This window comes from Citrobacter telavivensis (assembly GCF_041807075.1).
GTDB lineage: Bacteria > Pseudomonadota > Gammaproteobacteria > Enterobacterales > Enterobacteriaceae > Citrobacter_A > Citrobacter_A telavivensis.
Map to the genome: position 1 here is coordinate 251,585 of NZ_JBGUBF010000004.1, position 16,625 is coordinate 268,209.

The 16,625-nt window shown below is 54.0% G+C and carries 16 protein-coding genes; 8 read left to right on the plus strand and 8 right to left on the minus strand.

The window, feature by feature from the left end; genetic code table 11:
• The first annotated feature begins 26 nt into the window (after nucleotides 1–26).
• The 3 genes from cueO to ACERJC_RS18340 all read left to right on the plus strand — a co-directional run bounded on the left by cueO (nucleotide 27) and on the right by ACERJC_RS18340 (nucleotide 3,852).
• Nucleotides 27–1,586 carry a multicopper oxidase CueO gene (cueO, locus tag ACERJC_RS18330; protein WP_373672217.1) on the plus strand — a complete coding sequence of 520 codons (1,560 nt, stop codon included), beginning with the start codon at nucleotides 27–29 and terminating at the stop codon, nucleotides 1,584–1,586.
• 163 nt (nucleotides 1,587–1,749) lie between these two features.
• Entirely contained in the window at nucleotides 1,750–2,271 is a 522-nt protein-coding gene (locus tag ACERJC_RS18335) for a hypothetical protein (RefSeq protein ID WP_152405842.1), read from the plus strand.
• A 276-nt stretch (nucleotides 2,272–2,547) separates the two neighbouring features.
• The gene (locus ACERJC_RS18340; protein ID WP_373672218.1) at nucleotides 2,548–3,852 is read left to right on the plus strand and encodes a glycoside hydrolase family 28 protein; all 1,305 of its coding nucleotides are present in this window, start codon (nucleotides 2,548–2,550) and stop codon (nucleotides 3,850–3,852) included.
• A 55-nt stretch (nucleotides 3,853–3,907) separates the two neighbouring features.
• On the opposite strand, the gene ACERJC_RS18345 is transcribed toward ACERJC_RS18340, so the two are convergent.
• Nucleotides 3,908–6,298, minus strand: coding sequence for a glucose/quinate/shikimate family membrane-bound PQQ-dependent dehydrogenase (locus ACERJC_RS18345; protein ID WP_373672219.1), 2,391 nt, complete (start codon nucleotides 6,296–6,298; stop codon nucleotides 3,908–3,910).
• A gap of 205 nt (nucleotides 6,299–6,503) precedes the next feature.
• Here ACERJC_RS18345 and hpt point away from each other — a divergent pair, with 205 nt between their 5' ends.
• A complete protein-coding gene (hpt, locus tag ACERJC_RS18350; protein WP_042997896.1) occupies nucleotides 6,504–7,040 on the plus strand; it encodes a hypoxanthine phosphoribosyltransferase in 537 nt (178 codons plus the stop codon).
• Nucleotides 7,041–7,105: 65 nt separating this feature from the next.
• On the opposite strand, the gene can is transcribed toward hpt, so the two are convergent.
• Entirely contained in the window at nucleotides 7,106–7,768 is a 663-nt protein-coding gene (can, locus tag ACERJC_RS18355; protein WP_061076458.1) for a carbonate dehydratase, read from the minus strand.
• A gap of 108 nt (nucleotides 7,769–7,876) precedes the next feature.
• Here can and ACERJC_RS18360 point away from each other — a divergent pair, with 108 nt between their 5' ends.
• The 4 genes from ACERJC_RS18360 (at nucleotide 7,877) to ACERJC_RS18375 (ending at nucleotide 11,408) form a co-directional block, all read left to right on the plus strand.
• On the plus strand, nucleotides 7,877–8,803 hold the full coding sequence (locus tag ACERJC_RS18360; protein ID WP_152405839.1) for an ABC transporter ATP-binding protein: 927 nt from the start codon (nucleotides 7,877–7,879) through the stop codon (nucleotides 8,801–8,803).
• Complete coding sequence (locus tag ACERJC_RS18365; RefSeq protein WP_152405838.1) at nucleotides 8,800–9,570, plus strand: ABC transporter permease; 771 nt, start codon at nucleotides 8,800–8,802, stop codon at nucleotides 9,568–9,570. The genes ACERJC_RS18360 and ACERJC_RS18365 overlap by 4 nt, the downstream gene beginning before the upstream one ends.
• Nucleotides 9,571–9,676: 106 nt before the next feature.
• A complete protein-coding gene (locus ACERJC_RS18370; RefSeq protein WP_373672220.1) occupies nucleotides 9,677–10,117 on the plus strand; it encodes a PTS sugar transporter subunit IIA in 441 nt (146 codons plus the stop codon).
• Nucleotides 10,118–10,181: 64 nt separating this feature from the next.
• A complete protein-coding gene (locus tag ACERJC_RS18375; RefSeq protein WP_187696629.1) occupies nucleotides 10,182–11,408 on the plus strand; it encodes a polysaccharide deacetylase family protein in 1,227 nt (408 codons plus the stop codon).
• Nucleotides 11,409–11,413: 5 nt separating this feature from the next.
• Here ACERJC_RS18375 and panD read toward each other — a convergent pair whose 3' ends face one another.
• The 6 genes from panD to gluQRS form a co-directional block, all read right to left on the minus strand.
• Nucleotides 11,414–11,794: an aspartate 1-decarboxylase gene (gene panD, locus ACERJC_RS18380; RefSeq protein ID WP_042323756.1), complete on the minus strand. Its 381-nt coding sequence runs from the start codon at nucleotides 11,792–11,794 to the stop codon at nucleotides 11,414–11,416.
• Nucleotides 11,795–11,944: 150 nt separating this feature from the next.
• Nucleotides 11,945–12,799 carry a pantoate--beta-alanine ligase gene (panC, locus tag ACERJC_RS18385; RefSeq protein WP_102602591.1) on the minus strand — a complete coding sequence of 285 codons (855 nt, stop codon included), beginning with the start codon at nucleotides 12,797–12,799 and terminating at the stop codon, nucleotides 11,945–11,947.
• Nucleotides 12,800–12,810: 11 nt separating this feature from the next.
• A complete protein-coding gene (gene panB, locus ACERJC_RS18390) occupies nucleotides 12,811–13,602 on the minus strand; it encodes a 3-methyl-2-oxobutanoate hydroxymethyltransferase (protein WP_152405835.1) in 792 nt (263 codons plus the stop codon).
• A 120-nt stretch (nucleotides 13,603–13,722) separates the two neighbouring features.
• The gene (gene folK / locus ACERJC_RS18395; RefSeq protein ID WP_152405834.1) at nucleotides 13,723–14,202 is read right to left on the minus strand and encodes a 2-amino-4-hydroxy-6-hydroxymethyldihydropteridine diphosphokinase; all 480 of its coding nucleotides are present in this window, start codon (nucleotides 14,200–14,202) and stop codon (nucleotides 13,723–13,725) included.
• Nucleotides 14,199–15,596 (minus strand): polynucleotide adenylyltransferase PcnB, encoded by a 1,398-nt coding sequence (gene pcnB, locus ACERJC_RS18400; RefSeq protein WP_205685287.1) that lies wholly within the window; start codon nucleotides 15,594–15,596, stop codon nucleotides 14,199–14,201. Before pcnB ends, folK begins: the two co-directional genes overlap by 4 nt.
• Nucleotides 15,597–15,676: 80 nt before the next feature.
• Nucleotides 15,677–16,573, minus strand: coding sequence for a tRNA glutamyl-Q(34) synthetase GluQRS (gene gluQRS / locus ACERJC_RS18405; RefSeq protein ID WP_373672239.1), 897 nt, complete (start codon nucleotides 16,571–16,573; stop codon nucleotides 15,677–15,679).
• Nucleotides 16,574–16,625: the final 52 nt, after the last annotated feature.

The following is a 16,625-nucleotide window of genomic DNA, read 5'->3' on the forward strand; positions in this document are numbered from 1 at the left end:
GCCTGCAGCAAAATAAGGAAATAATTATGCAACGTCGTGATTTCTTAAAATATTCTGTGGCACTGGGGCTGTCGTCAGCCTTACCGCTCTGGAGCCGCGCCGTCTTTGCCGCCGAACGCCCCGCGCTACCCATTCCCGAACTGCTTACCGCCGACGCGCGTAACCATATCTCGCTGATGGCGAAGACTGGCCAGTCGACCTTCTTTGGAAAAACGGCAACCACCTGGGGCTATAATGGCAATCTGCTCGGGCCCGCGCTGAAGCTGCAAAAAGGCAAGGCGGTAACGGTGGATATCCATAACCAGCTTAATGAAGAGACCACGCTGCACTGGCATGGACTGGAAGTGCCGGGCGAGGTGGATGGCGGGCCGCAGGGGATTATCCCGGCGGGCGGGAAGCGTACCGTCACGTTTACGCCGCAACAACGGGCGGCGACCTGCTGGTTTCACCCCCATCAACATGGGAAAACCGGGCGTCAGGTGGCAATGGGCTTAGCGGGTCTGGTTCTGATTGAGGATGAAGAGATTCACAAGCTGCTGCTCCCGAAGCAGTGGGGGATCGACGATGTACCGGTCATCGTGCAGGACAAACGGTTTAATGCTGCCGGGCAGATTGATTATCAGCTTGATGTGATGGCGGCTGCCGTAGGCTGGTTTGGCGATACGCTGCTGACCAACGGAGCCCTTTATCCTCAACATGCTGCGCCGCGTGGCTGGCTGCGTCTGCGTTTGCTCAACGGCTGTAACGCCCGTTCACTCAATTTTGCTGCCAGCGATCAACGTCCATTGTACGTCATTGCCAGTGACGGTGGATTGCTGGCGGAACCGGTAAAAGTCAACGAACTGCCCGTGCTGATGGGCGAGCGTTTTGAAGTGTTGGTGGACGTCAGCGACGGTAAACCGTTTGATCTGTTGACTCTGCCGGTTAGTCAGATGGGGATGGCGATTGCGCCGTTTGATAAGCCGCATCCGGTCATGCGTATTCAGCCGATTGCCGTAAACGCCTCTGGTACATTGCCGGACACTCTCAGCGTAATGCCCGCGTTGCCTTCTGTTGACGGGCTGACGGTGCGTAATCTGCAACTGTCGATGGACCCGATGCTCGACATGATGGGAATGCAGTCGCTGATGAAAAAGTACGGCGACCAGGCGATGAGCGGGATGTCGCACGGGCAGATGCAGGGACATATGGGCAACATGCAGCACGGTGACATGGGGCATATGAATCACGGCGGTCAATTTGATTTCCACAATGCCAATAAGATTAACGATATCGCTTTTGATATGAACAAACCGATGTTTGCGGCGAGCAGAGGAACGGTTGAACGCTGGGTGATTTCTGGCGTGGGCGATATGATGCTGCATCCGTTCCATATTCACGGCACGCAGTTCCGTATTTTGTCTGAGAATGGTCAGACACCAGCAGCACATCGTACGGGCTGGAAAGATACCGTTCGGGTGGAAGGCGGCATTAGCGAGGTGTTAGTAAAATTTGAACACGCTGCGCCGAAAGAACACGCCTATATGGCGCATTGTCACCTGCTGGAGCATGAAGATACCGGAATGATGTTAGGCTTTACGGTATAAGCGGTACGGAGGGCGATTCTGTTTTTTTCGGATATCGCTCTCCAATAGAGATAGGAATAATACCATTCTCATCTGTAATCTCTGAAAATAGATTTTGGTCGTTATCTTTACAGATGTCACCGGATATACTTGCGCAAACTAATCGTGAACTCTGAGGTGAAAAATGGATATTTTCCGTAAAATGGTGGCAGCATCTTTTGCTATGTTAGTGGCGATTTCAGCCCATGCTGGAATGGACATGGAGCGTAAAAACTTTCCTGAGCTGAAGTTAAGCATTGAAATTCCGCAAACGCTAACGCCAATGTCGGCTGAAATGGCGAAAATTAAGTATCCGTCCGAGAATCGTCCACAGATCATTTATGGCGATGAAAGAGGTAAAGTCTCTCTGGGTGTGACTGCTGGCCGCAGCGCGCTGCCAGCCGCACAGGTGGATATGATGAAAGATGCGTTGCTGAAAATGTTAGCCAACTACAAACCGGAGGCAGAATCGGTTACGGTTGACGGGCATAAAGCATGGTTACTGACTTTCCGCTCCCAGGCCGCAGACAGTGAAATTCTGAATCTGATGCTGATTACCAGCGAAGACAATAAAGCCGTCCAGGTCGCCTTTAATATGACGAAGGATTTAGTTGATCAGTATCAGGATGTTGCAAAAGCGTCGCTAATGTCGCTGAAGTTTGACTGATCATTATTGCTGAATATCAACAAGCGCCCGCGATTATTGCGGGCGTTTTGTTTTTCCTGAATATTCTTTTCTGAAAATCCTCCCCTTCTTTCTTATTATTCATCATATTTATCATTCACCTGCATAAGACATCGTTACCCTCGTAAATGGTGATTCCTGCCGTTATTTGATATATCTCTATTCGTTAAATTGTGGATAAATGCGGGAAAGGGAAGCGACGCTGAATAAATTCAGTGGCATTAGCCCATCACGCCATGAGAGAGAAGGATTGAATTCATGTCCGTACAACTTGATGTCAAAGATTTTGGGGCAAGGGGCGATGGTCTCGTCAAAGACACCCGGGCGCTGCAAAGCGCCATCGATAGCGGGGCGGCACAGGGGGTTCCCGTTGTGATTTCTCCGGGAACTTACCTGGTCGGTTCGTTATTCCTGAAGGAAGGCAGCCGACTCCATTTCGCGCAGGGAGCGACGCTACTGGGGTCGACTGATATTGCCGACTATCCGGAGATCCCGACGCGTGTGGCAGGCGTTGAGATGATGTGGCCTGCGGCGATCGTGAATGCCATTGAGGTGAATAACATTGCTATTTCAGGACATGGCAGGATCGATGGTCAGGGCGCCCACTGGTGGGATCTCTACTGCGGCCCGGATAAAGCGAGCGGTCTGCGGGTTGATTATGATAACAAAGGGCTGCGCTGGATTGCGGACTATCTCATTAAGCGACCGCGCGCCTGCCTGATTTACAAAGCAGAGCATGTCTCGATTACCGATTTAACCTTTGAGCGTGCCGGGTTCTGGAATTTACAGATAACCTATGCAGATAACGTAATCGTCAGCGGGGTCACCATTCGTGATAACCACGGGCCAAGCACGGACGGCATTGACATTGACTCCTCAAGCCACGTCCGCGTCACGCAATGTGATGTGTCATGCGGCGACGATTGCATCGTGATCAAGTCGGGTCGCGATGGGGATGGGTATCGGGTGGGGCGGATCGCCGAACACATTGAAATTGACCACTGTGTGATTCGCTCGGGCTATGGCGTGACGCTGGGCAGTGAAGTCAGCGGCGGTATACGTAACGTCTACGTACACGATATTACCTTCGAAAACTCTGACTGCGGGCTGCGCATGAAGTCGTCGAAGGAGCGGGGCGGGTTTGTTGAAGATGTGGTCGTGGAAAACCTGCGGATGCGTAATGTGCAATTTCCTTTCTCCTGGATTATGGACTGGCACAACGCCTATAACCGCAAACGGTTCGACAATATTGCTGAGTTGCCCGAAGCCTGGCAGGCGGTGGCGAGGCAGATCCCGGAGAATTTACAGATGACCAAAGTGCGTAATATCCGTATCAGCCATGTCGATGCCACGCTGGCGGCGGATTATCGCTTACCGGCGCGCGCGTTTGATCTGGTGGCCTTTGCGGAGAAACCGATGGAGGACATTCGGTTTAGCCATTGCCGGATCGAGGCGAAAGAGTTTGGCCGTATTGTGGCGGTCAATCATTTGCGCTTTGATGACGTTGTTGTCTCTGCGGCGGGTGAAAATGACGGTGTGAATGATACGTTTGATAATCGCTAACATAAAAAAGACAGCGTGGGGTCTCCACGCTGTCTCTGCTACAAAATAGACTACGTTACTTCGCGTCGTCAGGCAGCGCGTAAGCCACGATATAGTCGCCCATCTTCGTACCAAACGAGCCGTGGCCTCCGGCCGAAATCACGACATACTGTTTGCCGTTCACCTCATAGGTCATCGGCGTGGCTTGTCCACCGGCTGGTAGACGTCCCTGCCACAGTTTCTCGCCGTTGCTCATGTTGTAAGCGCGCAGGTAGTTATCCGCCGTGGCGGCAATGAACAACACATTGCCTGCCGTGGAGATAGGACCGCCCAGCATTGGCATACCCATATTGAACGGTACCGGAACCGGCATCGGGAACGGCATGCTGTCCTGCGGCGTACCAATGCGTTTTTTCCAGACCACGTCGTTGGTTTTCAGATCTAGCGCGGAGATATACCCCCAGGCCGGTTGCTTACACGGCAGACCAAACGGCGACAGGAACGGGTTCAGCGTGACGCCAAACGGCACGCCGTACTGTGGCTGAATACCGGATTCGCTACCCGTGCCTTGTGCATCTTTCGGCGGTTCCATCGGATTACCCGGACCACGTGGGATCAGCTTAGAAACGAACGGCAGCGCCATCGGGTTAGCTATCGCCACCTGACGGTTGGGATCGACCGAAATACCGCCCCATTCGAACATCCCGAGGTTGCCCGGGAACACCAGCGTGCCCTGTTCAGACGGCGGGGTAAAGATGCCCTCATAGCGCATCTGGTGGAACATCACGCGGCACACCAGTTGGTCGAACATGGTGGCGCCCCACATATCCGCCCCGGTCAGATCTTTTTTCGGCCGGAAACTCAGTTCAGAGAACGGCTGCGTTTTGCTGACGTAATCCCCTTTGGCGGCGCCCTGCGGAACCGGTTTCTCGGGGGCCGGAACGACCAGCTCGCCGTTACGGCGATCGAGAACAAAGATGTTACCGGTTTTGGCTGGCGCGTAGATGACCGGTATTTTCTCACCTTTGACGGTGATATCCGCCAGCGTCGGCTGGGACGGCATGTCCATATCCCACAGGTCGTGGTGTACGGTCTGATAGCTCCAGGCAAGCTTACCGGTGGTGGCGTTCAGCGCCACAATCGAACTGGCATAGCGTTCCTGCTCCGGCGTGCGGTTACCGCCCCAGATATCCGGTGTGGTCACGCCCATCGGCAGATAGACCAGATCCAGCTTCGCGTCATAAGCCGCCGGGGCCCAGGAGTTGGGCGAGTTAAAGGTAAACGCGTGTTCGTCGGACGGGATGGCATTCGGGTCTTTCGCACCCGGATCGAAGGCCCACAGTAGCGTGCCGTTATTGACGTCAAAACCGCGGATCACACCCGAGGTTTCGCGCGTGGAGAAGTTATCGGTAACCGAACCGGCAATCACGATGGTTTTATCGGTGATGATGGGCGGTGACGTTGGCTCATACAGCCCCGGCGTCGTGTCCGGCATATTGGTTTGCAGATTCAGAATACCTTTGTTGGCAAAGGTTTCGCACAGCTTGCCGGTTTCCGCATTCACCGCAAACAGACGACCATCGTTCACCGGCAGGATGATGCGGCGCGGACAGTCGGCAATGACTTCTGGTGAGGCATTATCGGCTTTCGCTTCATGATACGACACGCCACGGCAGGTAACGTGCTGGAAGCTGGTGTTGGTATTCAGTTGCGGATCGAAATGCCACTTCTCTTTCCCGGTGGCCGCATCAAGCGCGAACAGACGCTGGTGGGCGGTACAGAGATACAGCGTATCGCCGACTTTAATCGGCGTGACTTCATTGGTTATCTCACCAGGATCGTTAGGCTGCTTCAGGTCACCGGTGCGGAACACCCACGCCTCTTTCAGGTTGTGGACATTGTCGGCGTTGATCTGCTTGAGCGGCGAGAAGCGTTGACCTTCCTGATTACGACCATACGCCGGCCAGTCGTTGTCGGAGATAGTGGAGATAGCGTCGGCCGGAGTGGTGTCTGCGCTCAGGGTGCCGTTGATTTCCTGTGGGTCATGGAAGCCTGCCCAGGTCAGGATCCCTCCGCTAATCAGCAGGGCCACCACCAGTGCCGCTACGGCACCACGGGAAGGAACAATCAGGCGATGCCAGACAAACGGTAAAATCAGCCAGATGCCGAAGAAGACCAGGATGTCACTGCGCGGCGTGAGTGCCCAAAAGTCGAAGCCGACTTCCCAGACGCCCCAGAGCAGGGTTGCGAGGAGCAGGGCGGCGTAGAGCCACAGTGCGGAACGCTGACTGCGCCAGAGCATAACGGCGACACCCAGCATGACAAGACCGGCGATCGGATAGTACCAGGAGCCGCCAATGGCGACCAGCCAGCCTCCGCCGATCAGGAGATACAACCCGCTAAGCGCTGCAAAGAGGGCCGTTAACACCACGAGGAGTCGCGGTGAACGTGCGTTGTTATCTGCCATAAAAATACACCATCTCAATTTGTTAATTTTTTAGTAGCAATTAATTATAGGATTTAACAAGTGTGATCGTCATCACAAAATGAGCTTTATTAAGAGATGCCGCGAATAAATACTTTTACTGGTATACTGCATGCCTTGCACTTCGATGCTGTTCCGGTAGAAGCAGGCATTGAGTGATTTGTTTTTAAATCATATGGTTAGAGTTATGAAACATACTGTAGAAGTAATGATCCCCGAAGCGGAGATCAAAGCGCGGATTGCCGAACTGGGTCGTCAGATTACTGAACGTTACAAAGACAGCGGCAGTGACATGGTGCTGGTTGGTCTGCTGCGTGGCTCATTTATGTTTATGGCGGATCTGTGCCGTGAAGTGCAGGTATCTCATGAAGTCGATTTTATGACCGCCTCCAGCTACGGTAGCGGCATGTCCACCACCCGAGACGTCAAGATCCTCAAAGATCTCGATGAAGACATTCGCGGCAAAGACGTGCTGATTGTGGAAGACATTATCGACTCCGGCAACACGCTGTCGAAAGTGCGTGAAATTCTGAGCCTGCGTGAACCGAAATCTCTGGCGATTTGCACCCTGCTGGATAAACCCTCTCGCCGTGAAGTTAACGTCCCGGTCGAGTTCATCGGTTTCTCCATCCCGGATGAGTTCGTGGTGGGCTACGGTATTGACTACGCTCAGCGCTATCGCCATCTGCCGTATGTCGGCAAAGTGGTGCTGCTGGACGAGTAAGCGTAAAAAAGCCGGGAAAATCCCGGCATTGACTGGATACGTCCCCGGTGCATGACCGGGGATTTTTATTTGTGGTTGACGTGTTTCTGGCTGAGGTTAGAAACGCCCTGGCGATAGCGCTGCTCCAGGGTGGCGCGACTGGTCGCGGTTACTTCCAGATCGCGCAGCAGACCATCGTGAATACCGTATGCCCAGCCGTGGATGGTCACTTTCTGACCCCGTTTCCAGGCTGACTGCATGATGGTGGAGTGGCCCAGGTTGTACACCTGTTCCATCACGTTCAGCTCACACAGCGTATCCATACGACGCTCTTGCGGCATATCGCCAAGCAATGAGCTATGTTTGAACCAGATATCACGGATATGCAGCAGCCAGTTGTCGATGAGGCCCAGTTCCGGGTTATCGACCGCCGCCTGTACGCCGCCACACCCGTAGTGACCACAGATAATAATGTGTTCAACTTCGAGGACATCAACGGCATACTGAACAACGGAGAGGCAGTTGAGGTCTGTGTGGATGACCAGGTTGGCCACATTACGGTGGACAAATAATTCGCCCGGTTCAAGACCGGTTAAACGTTCTGCGGGAACGCGACTGTCGGAACATCCAATCCATAGAAAGCGTGGTTTCTGCGCTTGCGCCAGTTTCTCAAAAAATCCGGAATCCTCTTCCACCAGCATTTTTGACCATAGTGCATTGTTGCTGATGAGTGTATCTATGTCTTTCATGGAGGTTAACGACCTGTAACCAAATAAGTGCGTTGGGCTAATATAGGGCAACTCCGGGATTATTTAAACCACATATAAAGTGTAAGAACGTAAGGTAAGTAAAAATTTATGACCATTGCACTGGAACTTCAACAACTTAAAAAAACTTATCCTGGCGGCGTTCAGGCGTTGCGCGGGATAGATTTACAGGTCGAGGCGGGTGATTTTTACGCGCTTCTGGGACCGAACGGGGCAGGAAAGTCGACCACTATCGGTATCATCAGCTCGCTGGTGAACAAATCTTCCGGGCGCGTCAGCGTCTTTGGCTACGATCTCGAAAAAGATGTCGTTAACGCCAAACGTCAGTTGGGACTGGTGCCGCAGGAATTTAACTTCAACCCGTTTGAGACCGTGCAGCAGATCGTGGTCAATCAGGCGGGCTACTACGGCGTGGAGCGAAAAGAAGCGATCGAGCGCAGCGAAAAGTATTTAAAACAGCTCGATCTGTGGGAAAAACGCAACGAACGTGCACGGATGTTATCCGGTGGGATGAAGCGACGTCTGATGATTGCTCGTGCGCTGATGCACGAGCCGAAGCTGCTGATTCTCGATGAACCGACAGCAGGTGTTGATATCGAACTTCGCCGCTCAATGTGGGGCTTTTTGAAGGATTTAAACGACAAAGGCACCACGATCATTCTGACGACTCACTACCTGGAAGAGGCGGAAATGCTCTGCCGCAACATCGGGATTATTCAGCACGGCGAGCTGGTCGAAAACACCTCGATGAAAAATCTGCTCTCTAAGCTCAAATCTGAAACCTTTATTCTCGATCTGGCAGCGAAAAGTCCGCTGCCGAAGCTGGAGGGCTATCAGTATCGGCTGGTAGATACCTCAACGCTGGAAGTCGAAGTGCTGCGTGAGCAAGGAATTAATAGCGTGTTCAGCCAGCTTAGCGCGCAGGGCATTCAGGTACTGAGTATGCGTAACAAAGCGAACCGCCTTGAAGAGCTGTTTGTGTCACTGGTTCATGAAAAACAAGGAGATCGCACATGATGCAGCTTTACTGGGTCGCGCTTAAAAGCATCTGGGCGAAAGAGATCAACCGCTTTATGCGGATCTGGATCCAGACGCTGGTGCCGCCCGTCATCACCATGACGCTCTATTTTATTATCTTCGGTAACCTGATTGGCTCCCGCATTGGCGAGATGCACGGTTTCAGCTATATGCAGTTCATCGTGCCGGGTCTGATCATGATGGCGGTGATCACCAACGCCTATGCTAACGTCGCGTCCTCGTTCTTTAGCGCTAAGTTTCAGCGCAACATCGAAGAACTGCTGGTTGCGCCGGTGCCCACGCACGTGATCATCGCCGGTTTTGTCGGCGGTGGCGTAGCGCGCGGACTGTGTGTCGGGATTCTGGTGACGGCCATTTCGCTGTTCTTTGTTCCGTTCCAGGTGCATTCGTGGCTGTTTGTTGCGTTGACGCTGGTTCTGACGGCGATTCTGTTTTCGCTGGCGGGCCTGTTGAATGCCGTGTTCGCGAAAACTTTTGACGATATCAGCCTGATTCCGACCTTTGTGCTGACGCCGCTGACCTATCTTGGCGGGGTGTTCTATTCTCTGACGCTGCTGCCGCCGTTCTGGCAGGGCTTATCGCAGTTAAACCCGATCGTCTACATGATAAGCGGCTTCCGCTACGGCTTCCTCGGCATTCACGACGTGCCGCTGGTGACCACGTTTGGCGTGCTGGTTGTCTTTATTGTGGCGTTCTATCTGCTGTGCTGGTCCTTAATCCAGCGCGGACGCGGGTTGCGTAGCTGAGCGTTTTTATCCTCTCCTCCGCGTGAGGAGAGGGCGATTTTTGACCATTGTCATCATTCTCCATTTGTTACACTGATAAACTACTTGCCTGCTAATGAGGTGAGAAATGCTAGGTTGGGTCATTACCTGTCATGACGATAAGGCTGAGGAACTCCTGAGCCTTCTGGAAAAAAAACACGGCCCGCTGGCGCAATGCCGGGCGGTGAATTTTTGGCGTGGGTTGAGCGCGAACATGCTGAGTCGGATGATGTGTGACGCCCTGCATGCCACAGATTCCGGTGATGGCGTCATCTTTCTGACCGATCTCCCCGGTGCGGCGCCGTATCGCGTGGCGTCATTGATGAGCCATAAACATCCGCAGTGTGAAGTGATCTCCGGCGTTAATGCGACGCTGCTGGGGAATATGATCTCATCACGAGAATCAATGAGTAGTCCGGCGTTTCGCGACCAGATTGTTGCCCTCGGCGGGCCAGAAGTTACCAGCCTTTGGCATCAGCAACAGAAAAATCCCCCCTTTGTTCTGCTGCACGATTTGTATGAGTATTAATCATTCTTATTAATGAGATGAATTGGTACAATCGTTGCGTTGTTTCTTGCCCCGGTTATCGTTAATGATGAAATATCTGTTCCTGCTGCTGCTGTCCCTCTCTACAGTAGTCAGCGCGGCGTTGCCTGCTCGCTATATGCAAACCACGGAAGATGCGGCTATTTGGGCGCAAATTGGTGATGACATGGTGACCGTGGGAAATATTCGCGCCGGACAGATTATTTCTGTCATTCCGGTCGCTGCTGACTATTACGAATTCAAATTTGGCTTCGGCACCGGGTTTATCGACAAGGGGCATCTGGAACCGGTGCAGGGTAAACAGCGCGTTGAGGACAGCCTCGGCGATCTCAACAAACCGCTCAGCAACCAGAATCTGATCACCTGGCAAGCCACCCCCGTCTATAATGCGCCGAACGTTGGCAGCGCGCCGTTTGGCGTACTGGCGGATAACCTGCGTTATCCCATCATCAGTAAGCTCAAAGATCGGCTGAATCAAACCTGGTATCAGATCCGTATTGGTGACCGACTGGCCTGGATAAGCGCGCTCGACGCCCAGGAAGATCGCGGGCTGCCGGTGCTGACCTATCACCATATTCTGCGCGATGAAGAGAACACGCGCTTTCGTCATACTTCCACCACCACGTCAGTCCGCGCCTTCAGCAACCAGATGACCTGGCTGCGCGATCGCGGTTACAGCACGCTGACGATGACTCAACTGGAAGGTTATGTGCGCAATAAATTGAATCTGCCTGCGCGGGCGGTGGTGATTACCTTTGATGACGGCCTGAAGTCGGTGAGCCGCTATGCCTATCCGGTACTGAAGCAGTATGGGATGAAGGCCACGGCCTTTATTATCTCGTCGAGAATTAAAGTTCGTCCGCAAAAATGGGATCCCAAATCGCTGCAGTTTATGAGTATTTCAGAACTCAACGGCATCCGCGATGTGTTTGATTTTCAGTCCCATACGCACTTTTTGCATCGGGTCGATGGCAATCGTCGCCCAATCCTGCTCAGCCGCAGCCATCATAATATTCTGTATGATTTTGAACGCTCCCGGCGCGCGCTGGCCCCGTTTAATCCGCACGTGCTCTATCTTTCATATCCGTTTGGCAGTTATAACGCGACGGCAGTGAAAGCGGCAGAAGAGGCTGGATTTCACCTGGCGGTGACCACGGTGAAAGGGAAGGTAAAACCGGGGGATAATCCGTTCTTACTCAAACGGTTATACATCTTAAGGACGGACTCACTGGAAACCATGTCGCGGCTGATCAGCAATCAGCCGCAGGGGTAGTTCGCTTACGCAACCTGAACCGGAATCGCTTTCGCGGTGCGTTTCATTTCGTTGTCGCCTTCGAAGTAAGCGACCTTCGGCTGCCAGCGGCGAGCTTCTTCGTCAGACATGGTGACGAAGCTGGCGATGATCACAATATCGCCCACGCTGGCACAGTGTGCCGCCGCGCCGTTGACGGAGATGATTCTGGAGCCGCGCTCGGCGGCAATGGCATAGGTGGAGAAACGCTTGCCGTTGCTCACGTTCCAGATATCAATGGCTTCATTTTCGAGGATCCCAGCGGCATCCAGGAAATCCTGATCGATGGCGCAGGAACCTTCATAGTGCAGGTCCGCCTGAGTCACTTTCACGCGGTGGAGTTTGCCCTGCAGCATTGTGCGAATCATAACGTCTACCTTAAAGACTCTTCATCATTCAGGCCGCCTCTGTATTGGGAGCGCCTGAGTCATTCCGAGTGTGTTCAGTTGTTAACGAAGCAGGTCGAAACCTGCTTTGAGAATTTTCTCAGGCAGTATTGCCTGATTTTTAACCCCTGTCTACTGGGTTAATGCAACCGTCTGATTGTCGATTAACCGTGCCTGGCCGAGCCATGCGGCAACCAGAATCACGGCACGCTGGCTGCTTTCGGTCAGTTCAAGCAGCGTGTCAGCATCGCGGATCTGAATATCATCGGGGCGGAAGCCTTTTTCCGTCAATTCCTGTTCAGCGATGGCAATAATCTCTTCCAGTTCACGCTCGCCGGCCTGCAACTTTTCACCGATGCGGCTCATCACTTTGTACAAACCGGGGGCGATTTTACGTTGTTCGGCCGTCAGATAACCGTTACGCGAACTCAGGGCTAAACCGTCTTTGGCGCGAATAATCGGTACACCGACGATGTCGATGTCGTAGCCCATATCGGCAACCATTTTGCGGATCAGCGCCAGTTGCTGGAAGTCCTTCTCGCCAAAGCAAGCGACGTCCGGCTGTACCAGATTGAACAGCTTGCTGACGATGGTTGAAACACCACGGAAATGACCCGGACGGCTAGCGCCTTCCAGCATCGTCGAGAGGCCGGGGACATCAACGTACGTCTGCCCGTCGGTGCCCTGGGGATAGATTTGGTCCGGCGCGGGGGCAAAGACGAAATCCACTTTACGCTTGTTCAGTTTTTCGCAGTCTTCCTGCAGCGTGCGCGGGTAGCGCACCAGATCGTCCGGACGGTCAAACTGCATCGGGTTAACGAAAATACTCACTACCACGATGTCCGCACGGGCTTTCGCTTCATCAACCAGCTTCATGTGACCATCATGCAGGTTGCCCATCGTCGGCACCAGCGCAATGCGCTTACCTTCCTGACGGGCTCTGCGGATATGCTGACGCAGCAGTGGCAGGGTTTCAATAATCAGCACAACAAGACTCCTTAATGGAAACTGTGTTCTTCGCCCGGATAGACGCCGGACTCAACCTCGGCAATATACTGCCGTACCGCGGCGCGCATGTCGCCTGCTTCCGTAAGGAAATTTTTGGCAAATTTCGGAATATGGCCGCCGGTGATGCCAAAGGCGTCGTGCATCACTAAGATTTGTCCGTCGGTGACGTTACCGGCACCGATGCCGATGACCGGAATGGAAAGCGCGTCAGTCACGCGCCTGGCCAACTCAACCGGGACGCATTCCAGCACAATGAGTTGCGCGCCTGCGGCTTCCAGCGCCAGGGCATCGTCCAGCAAAACCTGTCCGGCATCGCCACGGCCCTGAATTTTATAGCCACCAAAGATATTGACCGACTGTGGCGTCAACCCTAAGTGTCCGCAGACGGGTACCGCGCGCTCGGTGAGCATTTTCACGGTATCTACCAGCCAGGCGCCGCCTTCAATCTTGACCATGTTCGCGCCCGCGCGCATGACGATGGCCGAATTTTCAAAGGCCTGTTCCGGCGTCGCATAAGCCATAAACGGCAGATCGGCGAGCAGCAGGCAATTCGGCGCGCCGCGACGCACCGCACGCGTGTGGTAAGCGATATCTTCAACGGTAACCGGCAGGGTGGAGTCATGCCCTTGCACCGTCATCCCCAGGGAATCTCCGACCAGCATCACATTGATCCCTTCGTCGGCAAACAGTCTGGCGAAGCTGTAGTCATAGGCAGTAATGGTGGCGAAGCGTTTTTTCTCTTGTTTGCACTTCTGCAACAGTGAGATGGTGGTCGGTTTCATAACATTTCCTGATGGTGAACGTCATATTTACCGGCATTTTAACAGTCACATTCAGTGGGGCAATTGATTTAAGCAGCAGCCAGGTGTGAAAAGAACAAACGTGAGGAAAGACGCGCGTGATTACCAGCGAGCGGGTTTTTCTGCGCCGAGGTGAGTGAGTACCTGTTGCAGTGAGATGCCGTCAGGGAAGTGCAGGTCAGGGGCGATTTCAAACAGCGGCCAGAGCATAAAACCACGGTTTTTCATGTCGTAGTGCGGCACGGTTAACCGCTCGCTGTTGATGATGCGATCGCCAAACAACATGATGTCCAGATCTAACGTGCGTGGTCCCCAGCGTTCGGCTTTACGTACCCGGCCTTGCTGAAGTTCAATGCGCTGGGTGTGATCGAGCAATGTTTCTGGCTCAAGCGTCGTTTCCAGCGCCACGGCGGCGTTCAGGTAATCGGGCTGATCCTGCGGACCCAGCGGCGGGGTTCGGTAAAAGGAAGAGACGGCAACGACTCGGCTTTCAGGGAGCTCACGTATCGCGTTGACGGCAGCATTGACCTGCTCCAGAGGAGAGGCCAGATTGCTGCCCAGCGCGATATAAACGAGGGTCATGCCGTTCCTTCACGACGCGGCGCGCGCTTGCGCGGACGACGGTGGCGACGGCGCGGTGACGGATCTTCATCCAGCTCGTTCAGCATGCCTTTTTGCTCTGGTGGTGCAGAAACCTGGAATTCGCCCCACCACTGCGCCAGACGCTGCAGCTCGGCATTGTTTTCCACTTCGGCACGCAGGGCGAGTAAATCATATGCGGCGCGGAATTTCGGATGTTCCATCAGCTTCCACGCGCGCTTACCCTGGCGACGGGACATCCGCAGTTGCAACTGCCAGATATCGCGCGTCAGCGAGGTAAGACGTTTCGGGATCGCCAGCGAACGGCAAGCCTCATCCAGCACTTCATTCATCGCCAGCGCGAACGCGTCATAGTAAGCCAGACCGCTTTCCTGGGCGATTTTCTGCGCCATTTCCAGCAGCGGATACCAGAACATCGCGGCAAACAGGAAAGCCGGGTTAACGCGCATGTCGTTATGGATGCGGTTATCGGTATTTTTCAGCACCTGCGCGATGATGCGTTCCATTGCGCTGTCGCCATTCTCGGTGAAATAACGAGTGATGGTCGGGAACAGTGGCTGGAACAGGCTGTATTCGCGCAGTTTTTTATAGGTCTCATAGCCGTAGCCCGCCTGCAATAGCTTCAACGCCTCTTCGAACAGGCGCGCGGGCGGGATATCGTTGAGCAGCGTGGCCAGGCGCGGGATCGGCTCTGCCGTTTCCGGGCTAATCTTCATGTCGAGCTTCGCTGCGAAACGCACGGCGCGAAGCATCCGCACCGGATCTTCGCGGTAGCGGGTTTCCGGATTGCCGATCAGGCGAATCACACCATCTTCCAGATCCTGCATGCCGCCGACATAGTCGCGAACGGTAAAATCCGCGACGCTGTAATAAAGGCTGTTAATGGTGAAGTCACGACGCTGGGCGTCTTCTTCGATGGAGCCGAAAATGTTGTCGCGCAGCAGCATACCGTTTTGTCCGCGTTGGGACGTGGTACGGTCGCTTTCGCTGCCTTCGTGATGACCACGAAAGGTGGCGACTTCAATAATTTCCGGGCCAAACATGACGTGCGCCAGACGGAAACGGCGACCTACAAGACGGCAGTTACGGAACAGTTTGCGCACCTGGTCTGGCGTCGCATTGGTCGTGACGTCAAAATCTTTCGGTTTTTTGCCAAGCAGAAGGTCGCGGACGCCTCCGCCAACCAGCCAGGCTTCGTATCCCGCTTTATTCAGCCTGTACATTACCTTCAGGGCATTTTCACTGATATCTTTGCGTGAAATAGCGTGCTGCTCGCGCGGGATGACCGTCATACGCGGACGGGCGACGGCAATTTCGGCCTCGCTCTCTTCGCGGCTTAGCACCTTGCGGCAAAAATTAGCGACTCGGGTAAAAATAGTGCACCTCGGTAGTGTCAAACAATATTCAGAATTCAGTTCAAATCATTTGCTGTGTAAAAATAGCGGCTAATCATAGCTCAGCACGACGTATTTGAGAATGCCGGATTTACAATCGCCGATTCAGGTACCGTCGAAAGCGTCCAGTTTGCCACGGCGGATGCCAGGATCTCGTCGACGCGCATCTCCTGCCACGGCACATCACCCTGCTGCCCAAGAAAGCGCAGCGCGTCCATGAGAACGGGACGCGGATCGCCTTGCGGCAAGGCAGGGGCATGATTCTGTTTGGACAGTTTAGCGCCTTGTTCATTGAGCGCCAGCGGCAGATGAATATAGTCCGGAGGCGTCCAGCCGAACTGCTGGTACAGCGAGATTTGTCGTACCGTCGGTTCTATCAAATCGGCGCCGCGCACGATTTCGCTGACACCCTGAAAGTGATCGTCCACCACCACCGCCAGGTTATAGGCGAACAGTCCATCACGGCGATGGATAATAAAATCTTCTCTCGCCAGACGTTCGTCAGCCTGAATGTCACCGCGAAGTCGATCGTAAAAACGGGTGACGGGATGCTGCTGTTTGATACGAACCGCCGCTTGCGCCGGTCCGTTATGCAACTCGCGGCAGTGACCATCATAAATTCCGCCAATGCTCTGGACGCGCGCACGGGTACAGGTGCAGTAGTAGCTCAGCCCCCGGTCGTATAACCAGGCGAGCGCGTCGCGGTAGGCGTCATGGCGCTGTGACTGCCATAAAATGTCGCCATCCCAGTGCAGGCCGTAATGTTCCAGTTGACGCAGAATCGTGTCTGCGGCACCGGGAACTTCACGAGGAGGATCAATATCTTCTATACGTACTCGCCATATTCCCTGACGGGCGCGAGCCTGTAAGTAACTGCCCAGCGCAGCAATGAGGGAGCCAAAGTGCAGTTCACCAGAAGGTGACGGGGCGAATCGGCCAATGTAGTGTGAGTCAGTCATCTTTGCGTAAAAATGAACAGGCGGGGAAAGCCCCGCCTGTTGTAAACGTTTC

Bases quoted from the DNA above. Each gene is read 5' to 3' on its own strand.
- panD (WP_042323756.1), bottom strand. From the start codon at position 11,794: ATGATTCGCACAATGCTGCAGGGCAAACTCCACCGCGTGAAAGTGACT.
- gluQRS (WP_373672239.1), bottom strand. From the start codon at position 16,573: ATGACTGACTCACACTACATTGGCCGATTCGCCCCGTCACCTTCTGGT.
- ACERJC_RS18340 (WP_373672218.1), top strand. From the start codon at position 2,548: ATGTCCGTACAACTTGATGTCAAAGATTTTGGGGCAAGGGGCGATGGT.
- ACERJC_RS18345 (WP_373672219.1), bottom strand. From the start codon at position 6,298: ATGGCAGATAACAACGCACGTTCACCGCGACTCCTCGTGGTGTTAACG.
- can (WP_061076458.1), bottom strand. From the start codon at position 7,768: ATGAAAGACATAGATACACTCATCAGCAACAATGCACTATGGTCAAAA.
- folK (WP_152405834.1), bottom strand. From the start codon at position 14,202: ATGACCCTCGTTTATATCGCGCTGGGCAGCAATCTGGCCTCTCCTCTG.
- hpt (WP_042997896.1), top strand. From the start codon at position 6,504: ATGAAACATACTGTAGAAGTAATGATCCCCGAAGCGGAGATCAAAGCG.
- ACERJC_RS18335 (WP_152405842.1), top strand. From the start codon at position 1,750: ATGGATATTTTCCGTAAAATGGTGGCAGCATCTTTTGCTATGTTAGTG.
- ACERJC_RS18375 (WP_187696629.1), top strand. From the start codon at position 10,182: ATGATGAAATATCTGTTCCTGCTGCTGCTGTCCCTCTCTACAGTAGTC.
- cueO (WP_373672217.1), top strand. From the start codon at position 27: ATGCAACGTCGTGATTTCTTAAAATATTCTGTGGCACTGGGGCTGTCG.
- ACERJC_RS18360 (WP_152405839.1), top strand. From the start codon at position 7,877: ATGACCATTGCACTGGAACTTCAACAACTTAAAAAAACTTATCCTGGC.
- ACERJC_RS18365 (WP_152405838.1), top strand. From the start codon at position 8,800: ATGATGCAGCTTTACTGGGTCGCGCTTAAAAGCATCTGGGCGAAAGAG.
- panB (WP_152405835.1), bottom strand. From the start codon at position 13,602: ATGAAACCGACCACCATCTCACTGTTGCAGAAGTGCAAACAAGAGAAA.
- ACERJC_RS18370 (WP_373672220.1), top strand. From the start codon at position 9,677: ATGCTAGGTTGGGTCATTACCTGTCATGACGATAAGGCTGAGGAACTC.